18 protein-coding genes are annotated in these 18811 nt (G+C 55.0%); 8 read left to right on the top strand and 10 right to left on the bottom strand.

All coding sequences use genetic code 11. The features are described 5' to 3' along the window. Window positions 1–376: hypothetical protein (locus GEAM_RS23350; protein WP_210435884.1), on the top strand; the 376-nt coding region annotated here is incomplete at its 5' end. A gap of 145 nt (window positions 377–521) precedes the next feature. After that, entirely contained in the window at window positions 522–2600 is a 2079-nt protein-coding gene (locus GEAM_RS08130; RefSeq protein WP_167333527.1) for a TonB-dependent siderophore receptor, read from the top strand. 3 nt (window positions 2601–2603) lie between these two features. Here GEAM_RS08130 and GEAM_RS08125 read toward each other — a convergent pair whose 3' ends face one another. Beyond that, window positions 2604–2933 (bottom strand): hypothetical protein, encoded by a 330-nt coding sequence (locus GEAM_RS08125; protein ID WP_034790359.1) that lies wholly within the window; start codon window positions 2931–2933, stop codon window positions 2604–2606. Window positions 2934–2956: 23 nt separating this feature from the next. Beyond that, the gene (locus GEAM_RS08120; RefSeq protein WP_034790357.1) at window positions 2957–4072 is read right to left on the bottom strand and encodes an ABC transporter substrate-binding protein; all 1116 of its coding nucleotides are present in this window, start codon (window positions 4070–4072) and stop codon (window positions 2957–2959) included. Between the two features lie 195 nt (window positions 4073–4267). On the opposite strand from GEAM_RS08120, the gene GEAM_RS08115 reads away from it, so the two are divergent. Then, on the top strand, window positions 4268–5158 hold the full coding sequence (locus tag GEAM_RS08115) for a LysR family transcriptional regulator (protein WP_034790364.1): 891 nt from the start codon (window positions 4268–4270) through the stop codon (window positions 5156–5158). 22 nt (window positions 5159–5180) lie between these two features. Here GEAM_RS08115 and GEAM_RS08110 read toward each other — a convergent pair whose 3' ends face one another. Both GEAM_RS08110 and GEAM_RS08105 read right to left on the bottom strand, forming a co-directional pair. Next, window positions 5181–5846 carry a peroxiredoxin-like family protein gene (locus tag GEAM_RS08110; protein WP_034790356.1) on the bottom strand — a complete coding sequence of 222 codons (666 nt, stop codon included), beginning with the start codon at window positions 5844–5846 and terminating at the stop codon, window positions 5181–5183. A gap of 146 nt (window positions 5847–5992) precedes the next feature. Continuing rightward, window positions 5993–6544: a GNAT family N-acetyltransferase gene (locus tag GEAM_RS08105; RefSeq protein ID WP_419471221.1), complete on the bottom strand. Its 552-nt coding sequence runs from the start codon at window positions 6542–6544 to the stop codon at window positions 5993–5995. Window positions 6545–6692: 148 nt separating this feature from the next. Here GEAM_RS08105 and GEAM_RS08100 point away from each other — a divergent pair, with 148 nt between their 5' ends. Next, on the top strand, window positions 6693–6959 hold the full coding sequence (locus GEAM_RS08100; protein WP_034790355.1) for a YjbD family protein: 267 nt from the start codon (window positions 6693–6695) through the stop codon (window positions 6957–6959). A 49-nt stretch (window positions 6960–7008) separates the two neighbouring features. Here GEAM_RS08100 and GEAM_RS08095 read toward each other — a convergent pair whose 3' ends face one another. Together GEAM_RS08095 and GEAM_RS08090 are read right to left on the bottom strand one after the other, a co-directional pair. Then, window positions 7009–8628 (bottom strand): rhodanese homology domain-containing protein, encoded by a 1620-nt coding sequence (locus GEAM_RS08095; protein WP_034790354.1) that lies wholly within the window; start codon window positions 8626–8628, stop codon window positions 7009–7011. Then, the gene (locus tag GEAM_RS08090) at window positions 8621–9244 is read right to left on the bottom strand and encodes a cysteine dioxygenase family protein (RefSeq protein ID WP_034790352.1); all 624 of its coding nucleotides are present in this window, start codon (window positions 9242–9244) and stop codon (window positions 8621–8623) included. Before GEAM_RS08090 ends, GEAM_RS08095 begins: the two co-directional genes overlap by 8 nt. A 192-nt stretch (window positions 9245–9436) precedes the next feature. On the opposite strand from GEAM_RS08090, the gene GEAM_RS08085 reads away from it, so the two are divergent. The 3 genes from GEAM_RS08085 to GEAM_RS08075 all read left to right on the top strand — a co-directional run bounded on the left by GEAM_RS08085 (window position 9437) and on the right by GEAM_RS08075 (window position 12548). Next, entirely contained in the window at window positions 9437–10357 is a 921-nt protein-coding gene (locus GEAM_RS08085; RefSeq protein ID WP_034790351.1) for a LysR family transcriptional regulator, read from the top strand. Between the two features lie 140 nt (window positions 10358–10497). Beyond that, entirely contained in the window at window positions 10498–11595 is a 1098-nt protein-coding gene (locus GEAM_RS08080) for an LLM class flavin-dependent oxidoreductase (protein WP_034790350.1), read from the top strand. Window positions 11596–11606: 11 nt separating this feature from the next. After that, window positions 11607–12548, top strand: a complete 942-nt coding sequence (locus tag GEAM_RS08075; RefSeq protein WP_150385427.1) for an ABC transporter substrate-binding protein — start codon at window positions 11607–11609, stop codon at window positions 12546–12548. Here the strand turns inward: GEAM_RS08075 and GEAM_RS08070 are convergent, their stop codons facing one another. From GEAM_RS08070 to GEAM_RS08055, 4 genes are all read right to left on the bottom strand, one after another. Beyond that, window positions 12549–14039, bottom strand: a complete 1491-nt coding sequence (locus tag GEAM_RS08070; RefSeq protein WP_034790349.1) for an MDR family MFS transporter — start codon at window positions 14037–14039, stop codon at window positions 12549–12551. A gap of 169 nt (window positions 14040–14208) precedes the next feature. Then, on the bottom strand, window positions 14209–14895 hold the full coding sequence (gene bioD, locus GEAM_RS08065) for a dethiobiotin synthase (protein WP_034790348.1): 687 nt from the start codon (window positions 14893–14895) through the stop codon (window positions 14209–14211). Between the two features lie 206 nt (window positions 14896–15101). Next, complete coding sequence (mlc, locus tag GEAM_RS08060) at window positions 15102–16322, bottom strand: sugar metabolism global transcriptional regulator Mlc (RefSeq protein ID WP_034790343.1); 1221 nt, start codon at window positions 16320–16322, stop codon at window positions 15102–15104. Between the two features lie 153 nt (window positions 16323–16475). Continuing rightward, window positions 16476–17381, bottom strand: a complete 906-nt coding sequence (locus GEAM_RS08055) for a LysR family transcriptional regulator (protein WP_034790342.1) — start codon at window positions 17379–17381, stop codon at window positions 16476–16478. Window positions 17382–17573: 192 nt separating this feature from the next. Between GEAM_RS08055 and GEAM_RS08050 the strand changes: the two genes are divergently transcribed. Next, window positions 17574–18809: an MFS transporter gene (locus GEAM_RS08050; protein WP_084674080.1), complete on the top strand. Its 1236-nt coding sequence runs from the start codon at window positions 17574–17576 to the stop codon at window positions 18807–18809. Window positions 18810–18811: the final 2 nt, after the last annotated feature.

The raw sequence follows: 18811 nt of genomic DNA, 5'->3' as shown, positions 1-18811 counted from the left end.
TTCCCTGCCTTCTCCTCTGAGAGGAGATGGAGCAAATCCAAAAAACCACCTGAAACGGCACGGTGTAAATGCCAGTAGGTCGCGTTCAGAAGTGACGCCGAATGAATGGTTCGAGACCAAAGGCTCGAAGCCTGAAATTCGGGAACCGCCTAAGCGGCGGCACTTCGCGACGATCACCGCGGCCACTGAAACACGTCCATTCCACCCCTGCGCAGCCTCGATCTTCCAACAGCAGAAAAACGCAGGATTCCAAAGGGTTTCGTTTAAAACCCTTTGGGCCAGTGTGGGCGGCGAGCCCACGGTTCTGACCTTAAGGCCGGTGTGGCGGCAGCGCACGGTTTTGACCTTAAGGGTCGCAACCCCAAGCGTCCCGTGAAGACGCCTCTTCACAAAATTTTCCTGATGCACATCACACAAATCTTAATTAGAATGCAAACCGTTATCATTTGCATTTCAGGGAAAATCACGTGTCTACTCATAAAAAGAACCACTTCGCTACGAGCGGATTCAAAAAATCCGTACTGGCGTTGGCAGTATTGCATTGCTCTCCGCTGCTGGCGGCGACTGACGGATCCGCGCCGAAAGAAGATACCCTCACCGTTACCGCCGATAATCCGGCCTACTCCACGAACTACAGTGCCAGTGATGCTTCTGTTGCTGGCAAAAGCAAAACGCCGATTAACGAAATTCCGCAATCGGTAAGCGTCGTCACGCCTTCGATGATTAACGATTACCAGATAACGTCACTGGACGAGGCGATGAAGTTCGTCAGCGGCGTAACTCAGGGCAACACGCTGGGCGGGATTGAAGACGGGTTTGTAAAACGCGGATTCGGTACCAACAGCGACGGTTCAATCTTCCTCGACGGCGTGCGCAGCAATCAGGGGCTGGGATTTAATGCCACCACAGACCATGTCGAAGTGCTGAAAGGCTCAGCCTCCCTGCTCTACGGCATCCAGAACCCCGGCGGGATCATTAACGTGGTCAGCAAAAAGCCACAATATGACTGGAATACGCGCCTCAGCGGCAGCACCGGCGGGTTTGGTGGCGGGACGGGCGGGATTGATGTCACGGGCCCGCTGGGCAACGGTTTTGCTTTCCGCATGATTGCCGAACGTCAGTCGGAAGACTACTGGCGTAACTTCGGCAAAGACCAGCATAGCCTGCTGGCCCCTTCCCTCAGCTGGTATGGCGAAAAAGCCAGCTTCAACATCAGCTATCAGCAGTACAAATATGACATTCCTTATGACCGTGGCACCGCCTTTATCAACGGCAAGCCGCTGGATATCCCCTATGAGCGCCGTCTGGACGAACTCGCCAACCACGCCTGGGGCACCAATAAACGCCTGAACACCACCTGGGAATATGAGCTGAATTCCGACTGGAAAACGCGCCTGACCTACGGCTGGATGCAGCGCCGCTACGACAGTAATGAGGTTCGTGCCACCGCCGTCAATGTCGACACCGGCATTGTGTCGCGTCGCGCCGACGCCAACCGCGGCTTCAACCATCAAACCGATTACACCGCGTGGGACTGGATTGGTACGCCAGAAATCTTCGGCATGACCCACGACGTGCTGCTCGGCGTGGATTACGAGAAAGACGAAACCTACAAACAGTACTCCTATCGCGGCAAGGGCAATAACCCGCTGAATATGTACGACCCGGTGTATGGCGTCGAACCTATCACCAACAGCACTACCTACAGCGACGCGCAAAGTAACCTGCGTAACACATTGTTTAACAAATCGGTCTACTTCAAAGACAGTATTCACCTGACTGACCAGTGGATCGGCGTGCTCGGCGGGCGCTACCAGCACTACAACCAGAAAGCCTCCAGCGGATTTATCAATCCGACCGAAACGCTGGATAACAGTGACAACAAATTCCTGCCGCAGTTGGGGTTGGTGTATAAGCTGACCGACGATTTATCTTTCTACGGCAGCTACAGTCGCTCCTTCACGCCGTCGACCGATACGGACGATGACGGCAATGTCGCCCAGCCGGAAACTGGCACCACCTATGAAGTCGGCACCAAGTGGCAGGTTTCACCACGGGTTGATGCCACGCTGGCGCTGTACCGTATTGATGAAAAAGACATGTCGGTGTTTATCAACGGCGTGACGCGCAGCATTCCAAAAGCGCGTTCTAGCGGCGTGGAGCTGGAAGTGAATGGCGAAGTGGCGAAAGACTGGAACCTCAGCGCCAACTACAGCTATGACAAAACGGAGATCACCGAAGACATCAACTCGGCGAACGTCGGCAATCGTCTGGTTAACGCCCCGACGCAAATGGGTGGGCTGTATTTGAGCCACACCCTGCGCTGGGTACCGTTACAAGGGGATGTTCGCGTGGGCGGCGGAGCGCGCTACGTGGGTAGCCGCGCGGGTGACCCGGAAAACAGCTTCACCATGCCGTCTTATACCGTGGCTGATGCCTTTGTCGCTTGGGATACCCCGCTGTTGGGTAAACATACTCAACTGAAGCTGAACGTTAATAACCTGTTTAATAAGGAATATTACACGTCCAGCGCGGGGAATTTACGGGTTATCGAGGGCGAACCGCGCAACGTGGTGCTGTCCGCGGTGGTCGATTTCTAAGGGTTATTTCTTCTTAGTTGCTGCAATTAAGGTGTCAGCGTTAGTGATGTGTACTTTATGTTCGCCAGTGCGCTCATAAAGACAGAGTTTTCGCTCACGCTGCACCTTATTGTTTTTACTCGGAATAGTTCCTTCCAGCAACAGCGCCGAACCGACGTTGTCCTCAAAAAGCACGATATCTCCCAAGGGTTTCGCATTCTTCAACCCGCTGGCTTTGATGCAGGCGGCTTTGACGTCGGCGTCATGCTGCGCCCATGCATCAGAGCTTGAGGCCATAGCCTGAGTTGAGAGTAAAAGTGCGCCGGTCACCAGCGCCAATGATAAAGACTTCATAGTTACTCCTTGTTAATTAACGTCTACTTGGCCGGAAGCTGGCTCCAGTAGGTGCCGCTAAATGGGATCGGCAAGAACTGATCATAGATGGCTTTGACGGTTTGTTGTGGATCTACGTCAGCAAAAAGTTGCGGATAGAGCGTTTTGGCGAACACTTCCACATCCACCATATGATAAGGGCTTAGGTAGAAGTTGTGCCAGACGCTGTAAGCGCGGCCATTCTTTACTGCCTGCAAATGGGAGAGCAGCGGCTGCTGGTCCATCACCTGCCGGAAGCTGCTCTCGGCCTGCTCTTTCGACACCAACGGTCCGAGCTGAATATTGCCTTCCGACTTGCCGTCCGGCGTGCCCATGCCGGTACTGATATAGACATCAGGATTTGCGGCGATCACCGCCTCCGGGTTCATCTGACCATAAACGCTTTTGAAAATTCCTCCGGCAATATTGTCGCCACCGGCGAAGGCCAGCAAATCAGCCAGATTGCCATGTGAAACCGTGGTGCAGCAGGTCTGGCGGCGGCCAAGCTGGAGCTGCAGCATCACCGTGGCTTTCTTGCCGTGATAGCCCGCGATGCGCTCTTTAATCCGGTTCATATGCTGCTGGTAGAAAGCGATAAAACGCGCCGCTTTCTGCGGGTTGTTCAGCACCTCGCCCAGCAGTTTGATGCTCGGAATAGTGTTGTTGAGCTGGTCGATGCGCAGGTCGACGTAAATCACCGGAATGCCTGCCTGTGTCAGGCGGCCAAGCATTTGATCTTCGTCAGTGGGCGTTTTGGCGTAGCGCGGCAAAATCACCAAGTCAGGCTTTAGCGCAATCACTTTTTCCGCGTTGAACTGGGTGAAATTGTTTTTGCCCATTTGTGGAATTTGGGCGATTTGCGGGAAAGCTTTGACATACAACTGCCAGCTTTGCGGGTCGAGGTTCTGCATATCCCCGGGCCAACCGATAATATTTTTAGCCGGATTGCCATCCTCGACCAGCGCCAGCGTATAGAGCATGCGGCTTTCCCCGACCACGATGCGCTGCGGGTTATCAGGCACTTCTACAGTTCGATTAGAGATATCTACAACAGTTTTAGCACTGGCCAGCGCCGGGGCTAACAGGCTGGCAAGCAACAACATTCGGCAGGTGATACGCATAACGTCTCGGGATCAAATGGGCAGGGAAAAGATGATAATGATTATCGTTAAATTCCGCAATTGACTCTCATCTTGGGGCATTTTCGGCATTTATTCCTGTGAGGAATAAATGCTATTGCGCCCCGCTACCTTGTGCTGGTATTAAGGTGCGGTAACTCTATTTCCTCGGCATTTGAACTGAAGGACAGCGGCGCAGTGGACAGATTAATTGAGATGGAAACCTACATTCGCGTGGTTGAAGCGGGGTCATTTTCCATGGCGGCCAAGCAGCTCAATCTTGGGCAACCGGCGATATCCAAAACCATTGCCCGATTGGAAGAGCGACTGGGCGTTCGCCTGCTGCTGCGCTCGACTCGCGGGCTGACACCCAGCGACGTCGGGCAGCGATTTTATGAGCACGCCAAGCGCGCGGTGATAGAAGCCGATGAGGCCGAACAGGCGGTGCGCGATGCCTCTGCCGGGCTGTCTGGCACTCTGCGCGTCAGCGCGGCGGTGACTTTCGCACGCATGCACATCCTGCCAAAGCTGCCCGGGTTTCTAGAGCAGCACCCCGATTTGGATATTGATCTGCGCCTGAGTGACAGCAACATTGATTTGATTGTCGAAGGGATGGACGTCGCACTGCGCATGGGCGCGTTGCAGGATTCCGGCATGACCGCGCGACGTATCGCGCAAAGTCCGCGTCGGGTGGTGGGTACTTCTACCTATTTCGCCCGCGCCGGAGTTCCGCAAACCCCGCAGGAACTCAGCCAGCATCAGGCCATTATCTATTCACAGCGCGGCGGTGGCGAAAACTGGCATTTTCGTCAGAAAGATCAGCATGTTGAAGTATCACTTTCGGGCCGAGTTCGGGTCAGCGCCGCCGAAGGAATGCGCACTACCCTGCTGGCTCATCTTGGGTTGGCAGTGACGTCAGAGTGGATGTTCTCGCCGGAATTGGCTCAGGGAGAGGTGCAAGCCGTGTTGAGCGACTGGCAGTTGCCGCCGGTTGATCTGTGGGCGGTTTTCCCCTCGGGCAGACTGGTTTCCGCTAAGGCCCGCGCCTTTGTGGCTTTCGTCGAAAGCGTGTTGAACCCACCCGACTAAACCAACTCCGGCGCGAGTTTTGTTATTTGGCAGCTTGCTTAAGCACCGGCAGAAGCTCGCTTGGGTCCGGGCGCTGGGTGTAATCCGGGTTCACCTCGGCATACAGCACCACGCCATCCTGCCCAATGACATAGCGCGCGGGCATCGGTAGCGTCCAACTTGGATCATCATTGATCAGTGGCAGATCGTTCTTCAGATTGGCGTAAAGCTCAATCAGGTAGTCCGGCAGGCGGAAACGCAGGCCAAATGCCGCAGCAATCTCGCCGTTAACGTCACTCAAAACGGGGAAACTCAGCTGGTTATTACGCACCGCCTTGCGGCTATTGGGCTGTGTCTGCGGCGAAATCGCCACCACGCTACCATTCAGCGCCTGAATCTCTGACAGCACCTCATTGATAGCCTGCAGCTCCATGTTGCAATACGGGCACCAGGCTCCGCGATAGAAGGTCACAATCAGCGGGCCTCTGGCCAGTAATTCGGCGGAAGAAACGGGCTGATTATTTTCGTCCTGCAACAAGAAAGTGGGAGCGCGATCGCCAACCTTAACAGCCCTTTCAGCTTGTCCGCTGGCGATCAGTTCCGCCGTCGCCCGCGCCATAATCGGGTGAATTTCCGGCGGCGCGTTGTAAGGCGGTTTTCCGGCAAGAAAATCTGCTTTAAAAGCGTCGAGTTTGTCTTGTAGTGACATGGGGTATCTCCAGTGATAACGAGTTCGAATCGACAAGATTCGTCTGGAGGAGATACTGAGCGATTGCGGCAAGGCGAGGTAGACGCCTGCGATGAATAAAACCTATTCTCCGCAGGCATGCATGAGTAGAAGGCGCCGTTGGCGATTCACGACTTCGAAGTTGGAAGCGTGACGTCGCCCTCCCCTAACGCCAACTGAAGCAGCACGGTGTCCACCCAGCGGCCGTGCTTAAAGCCGACGCTTTTTAATGTGCCGATGGTCTGGAATCCCAGCGATTTATGTAGGCCAATAGAGCCTAGATTCTCGCTATTGCCGACGTTGGCAATCATCTGTCGCCAGCCGCCTTCGGTGGCGCGGCGAATAGCTTCCTGCATCAGCCTTTTACCAATGCCCAGCCCCTGCTGCCCTTCGGCAATATAGACCGAACTTTCGCAGGTGAAACGGTAGGCATAGCGCGGGCGATAAGGTGCCAGATAGCAGTAACCCAAAACCTGTTTATCCCGTTTGGCGACCAGATAGCACATGTCTTCGCTCAACACTTTTTCGCGCCGAGTGAGCATTTCGTCAAGGGATGGCGGCTCAGTTTCAAAAGAGGCGATGCCGTGGATCACGTGGTGAGCGTAAATCGCCTGCACCTGAACCATATCGGCCATCGTTGCGTCATGCAGAGTGATGGTATCGCGCATTAAAACAGACATGTTTTGTTCTCTCAGAAGCTAACATTTTCATTGTTAAACAAAAGAATATGCCTGTCGTGGCGAATTGGATAATAAGTAAATCTTATAGATGAAAGGGGCCGAAAAGGCGCTACACTGAAGGTCACTTTCCTCACACGGATGCACCACAATGAAAAGACTGACCCAGCAAGACATGACGGAAAGCGAACAGCGTGAACTCAAAACGCTACTTGATCAGAGCCGTAAAGCTCAAGGTCGTGATCTGACCAATTCTGAAACCAACCGCATCAAAGATAATTACATTGATAAATTGATGGAAGAAAAAGAGAAAGTTGCCGCTAAGGCGCGCGCCGAGAAGCGCCGTTTAAAAGCAGTACCAAGCTCGACGGCAACCTACGACTGGACCGCCAGAACGCATCCGCGCGGTCGTCGTTGATTGATATGTTGTTCACAGGGCTCAGTTTTTGAGCCCTAACTCTTCCCCGCTAAGCCTGCAATAACTTAAAGCCGTGTGTCCCGTCCTTTTCCAACTGCGCCACTAAGCCATATTCCCAGTCGAGATAATCCTGCATCGCCTGCGGGCTGACGTCAGTGCCTTCATAAGGGCGACGGTAGCGGTCTTGCGCATTCTCAATCCATACAGAATCACCGTGCTCCAGCGGCAGTCCCGCGTCAATCCAGCCCACCGTGCCTTTTTGCAATAAATAGGCCGGAGAGCCAGTGAGCGCCGCCACTTCGGTGACAGCGTAACGTGCTAACAGCCCGCTGGTGCAGGTCACCACCCAGCGCGACACTGCCGGATGGCGACGCACGGCCTGCGCGATGTTGGCGCGTGTGGTCCATAGCGCCCCCGGAATGCGGCGATTGCGGAAATTGGCGCTGGTTGTCAGGTCAATCACGCCGGTACTCCCCTCCTCCAGCCACTGCTGTAGCTGGGCAGGAAGCACTTCTTCGACAGCCGGAGCCGCCGCCGTTTTCGCCTGCCAGTTCCCCTGCTCGGTGAAATCCACCGCCGCGGCGTCAAGCACCGCAACCTCCCAGTTCATCTGTGCCAGCCAAGAGGCTGCCAGCTCGGCGCGAACCTGCTGGTCATCGGCTAGCACAATCCTTGCACCGCGCACGCTGGCGTAGTGGTCAGTTTCTTGCACTAATTGGCCGCCGGGCACGTGGCGCGAGCCGGGGAAATGCCCCGCCGCGTACTCTTCTGCCGTGCGCACGTCGAACAGATACAGGGTGCGGGAGCTCTCTTGCTGCCACTCGGCCAGCGTTTCGGCTGAAATGTATTTCACCCCAGCGCGACGGGCGACGTTTTGCGCATTGTCTGCCGCCGCCTGTTTTGAAGAAGCACTGAGCGGCGGGAAGCTGGCCTGCTGCTGGTGTGCCAAAGTCTGCCCCGCCAGCGTCCAGCCAATAGTGCCGTTGCGCAGCGCCGCCACCGGATTGGGAATGCCCGCGTTGATCAGCGACTGCGTGCCAATAATGCTGCGGGTGCGCCCGGCGCAGTTGATAATCACCTGCGTTTGCGGGTTCGGCACTGCGTCACGCAGACGCAGAACCAGCTCGCCGCCCGGCACGCTGACGCCGTCGGGAATGCTCATGGTGTTGAATTCGTCGAAACGGCGGACATCCAAAATTGCGATGTCAGCCCCTTGCTGTTGCAGCGCCTGCACCTGTTCGGCGCTGAACGATGGCGTGTGGTAATGGTGTTCGACCCATTCGCCGAAGGCTTTGCCCGGCGCATTCACATCAATAAAGATTTCGCCGCCCGCTTCGCGCCAACCTGCCAAATCCCCGGCCAGCAGCGCGATGTCGCGATAGCCCAGCGCCTTGAAGGTCGCGATGGCGCGAGTGGTTTTGCGAATGCCCTGCTCTTCGTCCCAAAACTCACCATTGTCATACAAGGTGATGGGCGTGTTGCGGCGCGGCAGACGATCCAGAGCTTCAATCTCGAGTTTGGACAGCGGCAGATTGACGGCAAACAGCGGGTGCCCGGTGGCAAAGGCGGCCTCTTCGCGCAAATCAATTAGGGCAACTTCTTGTTGATTGAGCAGCGCGTCGCGCAGTTCGGCGAAATGACGTAAAGGCGTGGGCGAAGTTTTAGTCATGTTGTTTCTCTTTCAATAGATGTTGCTCTTTCGACAGGTCCCAGAGATTGGGCAATGTGCGATTGGAGTATCCGGAGATGAAGGTTTTTTGCTGGCCGTCCGGCAGGTAAACCGCGCGCGACACCGCGCCAATGTTGCCGCCGTAAACGTGAATGCTGACCGAAACCCGGTCGCTGAAAGCATTGCTGACCTGGTGAATATCTAACTCGGACGGCGAGATCTTCTCGACGGACCCCGGCGTTAATCGCACCGGCTGGCCTTCTGCGGCCAACTCACCCAGCCCGTTTCGCACATAGTTTTGGCTGATCTCTTCCCCGCGCAGCATACCAATCAGCCCCCAGACGCGGTGATCGTGGATTGGCGTGACCTGTCCCGGCCCCCAGACAAAGCTCACCACCGAAAAGCGCGACAGCGGGTCGGCATAAAGAAGATATTGCTGATAATGGTCGGGATGCGGCACGGCAAATTCATCATCCAGCCAGACGTCATTGGCGACCAACTGGCCCAGAAGTTCCGCGCCCTGAGCCAACACTTCCTGCTCCCCGTGCGGCTCGCTCACCAGTCGAGTGAGTGACGCCAAAAACTCGCGTAGCGGCGCGTAATGTCGAGTTGTCATAATTGCCCCTTAAGATAAGCCCTTTTTGCAGGCTAGCATCGCCGCTGACCAAGCAAAATTCATTTTATGGATAAGCTAATATGCAAATCACACATAAAAATGTGCGGTGAGTGCCGACTTAGACGCCCGATTTGCTTTATGCTGGACTGATTGTCGTCTGCTAAGACGCGACTTAAAGGGACTGCTCCACCTATGAAAATTGAAGATCTGACGGCATTCGTCGCAGTGATCCGTCTGCAATCTACTCGCCTCGCCGCCGAAGAGTTAGGGCTGACCCAGCCCGCCATCACCCGCCGGGTGCAAAACTTCGAAGAGTCTCTGGGCATCGCGCTGCTTAATCGGCAGACCAAACCTCTCAAGCCGACATTAATGGGCAAACGCGTCTTTCAGCAGTGCCGCAACATTCTGCGCGAAGTCGAAGCTCTGAATGATTTGGTGGCGGCGGACCATCCGCCCTCCGGACTGCTGCGCCTGGCTGTGCCGCAAAGTTTGAGTGAAACCAGCCTGCTGCCCGCGCTGAAAATGCTCTCTTCGGACTTCCCGCAGGTGCAGCCACGCCTCTCCAGCGGCTGGGGTGAGGAGCTATTGCTTCGGGTTCAGCGCCAAGAGCTGGAAGCCGCAGTGGTGCTGTTCCCCGCCAGTAAGCAGTTCCCTTCCGGCTTGGAAAGTCAGGCACTTGGCTCGGTGGATTTGGTGGTGGTTGGGCCGAATGACCCCAATGTGCCGCCACTGCGTAAGCTGGAAGAAGGCTATCAGCGCGGCTGGATTTTGAATCCGGAAGGTTGTGGTTTTCGCGCCGCGCTGCAACGCGCGTTGACCGAGCAAGGGCTGCCGCTGCTGCTCAACCTCGAGGCTTTTGGCGTCACCTTGCAGCTTTCGCTGATTGCCGAAGGTCGCGGATTAGGGCTGATGCCCCGAGCCTTAGTGGAGCGCCACGCCCTGCGCCCGCAGCTACAAATTTACAGCTTGCAGGACTTCGCGCCGCGCAGCCAGCTGTGGCTGGTCTATCCAAACGTGCCCGCCAGCCAAATTCCGGCCATTGACGCTTTCGCGGCGGCCATTGCCCAAGGGTTAGATCTCGCCCCTCTGGCGGTCGATCAGCCGCAGGCATAATGTTCAATCCCTTTAATGCACAATTTTTATATTAACTTATGATAAAAATTAATTTCTAACATAGTAAAAGGCTGTCTAAGGTAATACGCTCCTGCCATCGCTTTTGCGCTGGCAACTTATGAATCCAGGAGTGACAGCCCATGAGCGTGCAATTCATTGGTATGATCGGCCATCGTTTGGCCTCCGAAATAATTCCCGCCACGGGGCCAATATTCGATAAGAAATATATCGCCGATTTTGCCAAAGCCCACGAGGATGCGGGATTCGATCGCATTCTGGTGGCTTACGCCTCCGACCAGCCTGACGCTTTTCTGGTCACCGCACACGCCGGTGCCAACACCTCGCGCATTCACTTTCTGTTAGCTCACCGCCCCGGGTTTGTTGCCCCGACCCTCGCGGCGCGCAAACTGGCGACCCTTGATCACCTGCTCGATGGCCGTTTGGCGGTGCATATCATCAGCGGCGGCAGCGATGCCGAGCAGCGCCGCGACGGCGACTTTGTGCCGAAGTCTGGCCGCTACGCCCGCACCGACGAGTATATCGATGTGCTGAAAAACGCGTGGTATTCGGCCAAAGGCTTTGACCATCAAGGGGAGTTCTATCAGGCGGAAAACGCCTTTTCGGCCATCAAACCTTTCAATCATCATCTGCCGGTATTTTTCGGCGGCTCTTCAGAAGATGCCATCCGCGTGGCGGGCAAGCAGGCAGACGTCTTTGCCCTGTGGGGCGAGCCGCTGGCCAGCGCAGCCGAAACCGTTCAGGCGGTGAAAGCCTCTGCCGCGCAGCATCAGCGCGAGATTGAATTCAGCATCTCCTTCCGCCCGATTCTTGGCCGCACTGAAGAAGAAGCTTGGGCCAAAGCCGAGGTAATCCGCGAAAAAGCCGCCGCGCTGATTGCCCGCAACGGCCAGTCTCAGGCAGCAAAACCGCAAAGCGTCGGTGCCGAGCGACTGCTCAACGCCGTGGCTCAGGGGGATCGCCTCGACGAGCGCCTATGGACAGGGATTGCGGGTCTGATTGGCGGCGGTTCAAACTCCACCGCACTGGTCGGCACGCCGGAACAGGTCTCCGATGCGCTGCTGAAATATTACGATTTAGGGATCCACACCTTCTTAATTCGCGGCTTCGACCCATTAAATGACGCAGTGGAATATGGCAAAGAGCTGATCCCGCTGACACGCAAAAAAATCGCCGCACGTCTGGCTCAAAAACACCCTCAACACGAATCGACGGTATAAAAATGACCATAATGAAATCATTGGGAAAATTGCTGGTTGCCACCACCCTGCTGAGCAGCATGAATTTGGCGTGGGCCGAACAAGTCACGCTGCGCGTCGCCGACCAAAAAGGCAATATGCGCGCCCAGTTGGAAGCGGCGGGTAAGTTGGATAACCTGCCGTACAAAATTGAATGGTCGGAATTCCCCGCCGCCGCGCCGCTTGCCGAAGCGCTCAACGCGCAGGCTGTGGATGTAGGAATAATTGGCGACGCGCCGCTGCTGTTTGCCGAGGCCGCCGGGGCGCAGGTTAAAGCTATTGCGGTTGATAAATCAGACGCCTACGGCACAGCGCTGCTGGTCAAGCCGGACAGTCCAATCAAAACCGCAGCGGATTTAAAAGGTAAAAGCATCGCCACTAACCGTGGGTCGATTGGTCATTTTGTCGCGCTGAAGGCATTGGCCTCAGCCGGGCTTTCCGCCAAAGATGTTACTTTCCGCTTCTTACCGCCGAGCGACGCCAAGCTAGCGCTGACACAGGGTTCAGTGGATGTTTGGGCGACGTGGGAACCCTACACCGCCTTTGCCGAAACGCAGGATCACCTGCGGGTGGTGGTGAACGGGCGCGGACTGTGGTCTGGCAACAGTTTCTTGGCCGCCACCGATTCTGCGCTGAAGGATAATGCCAAGCGCCAAGCCATTACTGACTACTTGCAGCGCCTGAGCGATTCGCAAGTGTGGGCTTATCAGCATCTGGATGAGTACAGTCAGCAGTTAGCCAAAATCATCGGCTTCCCGCTGCCTGCGGCCCGTCTCTCCTTTGAGCGCCGTAAGTCTTTCTGGCAATCCATTGATGAAGAGACCAAGACCCAGCAGCAGCAAACCGCTGATTTCTATCATGATCAGGGCTTGCTGCCGGTCAAGCTGGAGGTGAAAAACACTTTCGACGAAAGCTTTAAGGTCAAACAGCCCTAGTCACTGCCCTTCCCGCTGCGCCGCGCCCACCGGGCGTTCTCCCGCCGGAATTAACCTTCCGGCGGCGAGAGCAAACACCGAAATCACCGCCGCCACGATAAACACCCAATGCAGTGACGCCGCCACGCTGTCGGTAATAATGCCGAGCTGGGTGGAGTCGATATTGGCTCGCTGGCTTTTTTCCATCAGCTGCTGCACCGGATCGCTGATATTCGGCAGGCGTTTTTCCAGATTGAGATTCAAGGTCGCGCCAAGCAGCGCGGTGCCAATCGCCGACCCGAGCATGCGGGTAAATACCGTGGAGGCCGTGGCAATGCCGCGGATCGCCGGTTCAGCGGCGTTTTGCACCGAAACCAGAAACGTGGTGTTACACAGGCCCATCCCCGCGCCGATGGTCAGGGCCGCTAATCGCGCCCACCACAGGCCAGAAGATGGCGATAACAGCAGTAAAATCAGGCTGCCGCTGACCAGCAGCAGGCCGCCGATCATCGCCGTGGCGCGGTATGACGTCGCGTGCATAATTCTGCCACTCAGCATACTCGCCAGCGGCCAGCCGATAGACATCAGCGCCAGTGTTGTACCCGCCTCTAAGGGCGTTCCACCCATCACGCCCTGCACAAAGGTTGGCAAAAAAGCGCTAATTCCCATCATGGTGGCACCAATCACCAGCCCGCCAATGTTCCCGGCGATAATCACCTTGCTCTGCCACAGGGCCAGAGGGAAAAGTGGCTCCGGGGCTTTGCGCTCTTGGCGAACCAGCAGCCAGCCGGTGAACAGTGCAAATGCAACCAGCGCCAAGGCCCAATAGCCAAAGGCTTCAGCTTGCAGCATCGCCAGTAGTAGCGCGGCAACCGACAAGGTCAGATAGGTAGTTCCGGCCAAGTCCAGAATGTGCTGCTTACGCTGGCTCTCTGCAGGTAAGAAGCGCCACAGGATCGCCATGGCTAACAACCCCAAAGGCACGTTGACCCAGAAAATCACTGCCCAGTGGAAATGCGAAACAATAAATGCGCCGAGCAGCGGACCGGCGATCGCCGACACGCCCCACACGCTGGCCAAATAACCCTGCGCCTTGGCACGCTCCTGCGGGCCGTATACGTTGGCAATTAGCGTGGTGGCAATTGGGGTGATCGCCCCGGCGCCCAGCCCCTGCAGGGCGCGGAAGCCGATCATCCACGGCAATGACGGCGAAAAGCCGCAGAGCACTGAGCCAATCAGAAACAGCGTAGTACCAATGAAAAACACCTTTCGGCAGCCGTATAAATCCGCCAGTCGGCCATAAATCGGCACGGTGATCGCCTGAGTCAGCAGATAGACCGCAAACACCCAGCCGAGCAGTGAGAAGCCCCCCAAATCGGCAATAATCGTGGGCATGGCGGTCGCCACAATGGTGGCTTCGACTGCCGCCATAAACATCGACAGCATGCAGGCGATAAGGATAAGTGGGCGGCGTTTGTGGCTAACCAAAGGGACGAAAGCAGTCTGATTCATAGGGTTTAATCTGTTGTTCTTATGTTTCAGGCGATGAGGAATTTTTCAGTATATCAGCGGGATTGGCAGAAGGTTTATCGGTCACGTGCTAAGCAAAATGAAAAAGCCCCGGCAGATGTAAACCATCTGCCGGGGGTAAAGGGGGTCACCTTATCTTCACTTCAATGGATCAGGCAGTCTTGCTGTGACCAATAGGAAGTAGGGATAAATCGATATATTTCGCCATATCGCGAGATTCAGCACGCGGCAAATAGGGAATTTCCCCTAATAATGGCGCTGAAATATTGTGACTAATGGCGTCAATGGTTTGCTGATAATGCGCAAGGCAAGGATTAATACGGTTTGCCACCCAGCCCGCTAATGATAACCCATCGGCATTAATAGCTTGAGCACTTAATAAGGCGTGGCTTACGCAACCCTCTTGAATACCGACAACTAAAATAACCGGGATATTTTCCAAACGAACCCAGTCGGAATAAAAACGGTCTGGGGTGATCAACGTTCTCCAGCCATCACAGCCTTCGACCACCACCACATCACTCCCTTGGCGCATAAACTTCAGGCCAGAGGTCATTATTTCAAACACATTATCGGGCACATCGCTGGCGTAAATATCTTCATCGAGTAGTGCCAGCGGCGTTATTTTCTCATAAGGATAAGAAATAGAAGATGAATTTTGCAGTATGACCGCGTCTTTATTGCGAATACCCTCTGCGAGTTCCTGACTCCCGGTTGCAATAGGTTTATAGCCCAATGCGCAGTGCCCCTGCGCGGCTAAAGCCTGTAGCAAAGCACGCGTCACGATGGTTTTACCTACGCGAGCGTCCGTACCCGTGACGAAAAAGTGCGTTAACATGGAATGTTGGCTCCAGGATCTTCCGTTTAACTGAGGATTTATCTCCGGCGAGCGCGCCCGAGACAAAGTACAGGGGAAAGTCTAGGCGATACCAATCGATAACGATTTGCGTTAGCGCAATGTTTTGTCCACTGGCAAACAGAAGTTTGAATTTGGGATTTTTATTATATTGGCGGGAAACCGACAAGGCTAATTCACAACAATAATTAACCTTGTAGCAGTTTAATTAACAGGGAACCGTTATACAGCGCATCTTTGACTAGTGCCGCACCGGGCATGGTGCCTTTGTTATAAAACTCAGTGGATTCCAGTTTTATATTTTCGCTATAAGCTGGCAATGACTGCTGCTGGATGCAGGACATTATTGCCGGATGAAGAATTTCTTTGGCGAAATTAAGCGGCGAGCCGATCAATATTTTTTCAGGATTAAACAAGTTAACCATGATAGCCAAGATCCGCCCTACGCTGTGGCCGACATTAATAATCACATCGCGGGCTAGCTGGTCGCCGCGATTTGCCGCGTCGCACACGGCTTCAATTGTCAGCGGAATGCCCTGCAAGCTGGAGTTAACCGCCTGCGTTAAACGCTGGCGAACCAGTTCGAGAATATTATCGGTGCTGGCGACGGTTTCGAGGCAGCCGTGGTTACCGCAGTAACAGCGTTTGCCGTAAGGATCGACCTGCGTATGGCCCATTTCCACCACGCTGCTGCTGCCGCTGTGTAACACGCGACCGCCGGTGATCACCCCAGCGCCGACATTGTGATCAATAACCACCTGAATCACGTTTTGACTGCCACGAGATGCGCCATATAAGGCTTCGGCCATGGTCCAGGCACCAATGTCGTGCTGGACGAAAACCGGCAGGCCGGTGTGCGCTTCAAGAGCTGCGCCGAGCGGCATTTCATCGACATCCGCATAGAACGGCATGCGATGCACCACCCCTTCGCGGGCATTAATCATCCCCGGTAAGGTAATAGCGATGGCGGTGAGGCGTTCGAGTTTGCGCTGATGGCGAATAAAGAACTGGTCGATTTCAGCCACGATGCGCTCAAGCAGAGGTTTATCCGCGGCGGCGGGCAGAGGCAATTCCTCTTCTACTACCAGTTTACTGCTCAGATCGCGCAGCCCGAGGGTGATTGCCCCCAAGCTGATGCGCGCGGAGAGGTAGTGCCAAGCGTTGGTGTCCAGCACCAAGCCGATAGCAGGACGACCGCGACTGCCCGGTTCCTGAAACTCGGTTTCTTGCACCAAATGAGCTTGCAGCAGTTCGCGAACAATCTTGGTAATGCTGGCGGGAGCAAGCTGCGCTTTTTTCGACAGCTCGATACGCGAAACGGGTCCAAACTGATCTATTAGCCGGTATACGGCACCGACATTCGTTTGCTTTATTTGATCAATATGCCCAGGCTGCCCATCAGGGATCACAGAAAAAACTCCGTTATTTTTCGCGCTTCAAAATAAAGATTAATGGCTATGGTGGGGTTTTTGCTATATGTCGTCAACTATTTGATTCGTTATGTGATTCGGTGCACATATTGAATTAAAACCCGTTAAGAATTGACTGTAAAAACAGCGCTTTCACGGATTTTTATCCTGCATCATTAGTTTCATAAAAGCCGTCGCGGGAGCACTTAGCTCGCGATGGCGGTGATTCACCATCCAAACCTGCGTGGTTCCCTGCTGTTTGCCGAAGCGTAAATAGCGCACGCCGTCCACCTGAATGCGCAGATAAGCCGCAGGTAAAATCGACACGCCCAGCCCCGCCGACACCAGACCAATAATAGTCAACGGCTCGCCCACTTCCTGCGTAATAAAGGGGGTAATGCCGTGGGAACTGAGCAAGGCGCGGATATCGTCATACATCGATGTCCCCGAATCCTTGGAGAAAAACACAAAGGGCTGGTCCGCCAAATGGTGAAAGGTCAACTCGCCTTCGGGCAGATTCACCAGCGGATTGTCCTCATGCACCACCGCGACCAGCGACTCGGAGAGCAGCAGTTGATGATGTAAGACCTCAGGTAGCTGGCGATTACGCATGATCCCAAGGTCGATCCTTCCTTCCAATAAAGGTTCGATCTGCTGGGTGCTGTTCATCTCTTCGATCCGAATGTTCACTTCGGGATATTGCAGGTGAAAGCGCTGAATGGTGCGTTGAACGCGGCGCAGAAATGGCGCTGAAGAGGTTAAACCCAGACGCAAATTCCCGGCAATTCCCTGATGGATTTTCGAAGCTTGCAGCGAGGCGTCGTTGACCCGGCTGATTATCTGTCGCGCCTCTTTTAAGAACGCCTCTCCGGCTTCGGTCAGGCTCACATTGCGATTATTACGGTTGAGCAGCTTGGCGCCAATGGCGGCTTCAAGCGCTTGAATCTGCTGGCTTAATGGCGGCTGGGAGATATGCAATCTCTCCGCCGCGCGGCCAAAATGCAGCTCGTCGGCAACAGCAATAAAATAGCGCAAATGGCGAAGTTCAATATTAGTCATAGCGAACCATTGAGAGGTTAAACGTCTTAATCAACAGAGATTAATATATTAGACAAAAGATGTCTCACTGATAAAATTTTTACATCTTTTTTGTTTTAATTTGGCAATCGCTAAGGAAACCCAGTGAACATCGCAGGGCGAAAAACCGCCACTCCCAATGAAGATCGACTGTCAGTTAACGATGACGACTTAATGCCCGCCACGCCGACCACGCCTCTGAGCAAAACACCCTTTATTAAACGCGGAACGCCGCAGTTTATCCGCGTAACGCTGGCGCTGTTTTCCGCCGGTCTGGCGACCTTTGCCCTGCTCTACTGCGTTCAGCCGATTTTGCCAGTGCTGTCGCAAGAATTCGGCGTTTCACCGGCGGCCAGTAGCCTCTCTTTGTCAGCATCAACCGGATTGATGGCGATTGGCCTGTTGTTCACCGGGCCGGTGTCCGACGCCGTGGGGCGTAAATCGGTGATGGTGGTGGCTCTGATGCTCGCCGCAGGATGCACCCTGATTTGCGCCTTTATGCAGAGCTGGAACGGCATCTTGATGATGCGCGCGCTGATTGGACTTTCTCTCAGCGGCGTGGCTGCCGTCGCCATGACCTATTTAAGCGAAGAAATTCACCCAAGCGTGGTGGCTTTCTCGATGGGGCTGTATATCAGCGGCAACTCTATTGGCGGCATGAGTGGCCGTCTGGTCACCGGCGTATTAACCGACTTCTTCTCTTGGCGCGTGGCCGTCGCGGTAATTGGGGTATTTGCGTTGTGCTCCGCCATCATGTTCTGGCGCATTCTGCCCGCTTCTAAACACTTTAGAGCCAGTTCGCTGAAGCCTCGTAAACTGGTGATCAATTTCAAACTGCATTGGCGCGATAGCGGCCTACCGCTGTTGTTCCTCGAAGGTTTCCTGATCATGGGGAGCTTCGTCACCATGTTCAACTACATCGGCTATCGCCTACTCGGCACTCCTTATCATCTGAGTCAGGCCATTGTTGGTTTGCTGTCAGTGGTCTATTTGATGGGGACTTATAGCTCGCCGAAAGCTGGGGCATTGACCGGAGTCTATGGTCGCGGCCCTGTCCTGCTGGGGTCTATTGGCCTGATGCTGGTAGGCATTCTGATCACCGCTTTGCCTGCGGTTTGGACCATTTTCATCGGCATGGTGCTGTTCACCGGCGGATTCTTCGCGGCCCACTCGGTAGCCAGTGGCTGGATTGGCCGCCGCGCGCGCCGCGCCAAAGGTCAGGCTTCGTCACTCTATCTGTTCTCCTACTATGCCGGTTCCAGCGTGGCGGGGACTTTGGGCGGATATTTCTGGCACAGCTACGGCTGGAATGGCATCACCAGCTTCATTTGCCTGATGCTAGCCGTCGCGGTTTTGGTCGGTTTCCGCCTGATGCATCTCGCCGAATCCAAACAAGTCGCCGTTAAGTAACT

The organism is Ewingella americana ATCC 33852, assembly GCF_000735345.1.
Classification (GTDB): Bacteria; Pseudomonadota; Gammaproteobacteria; order Enterobacterales; family Enterobacteriaceae; genus Ewingella; species Ewingella americana.
This window is presented reverse-complemented; position numbering and strand designations above follow the sequence as displayed.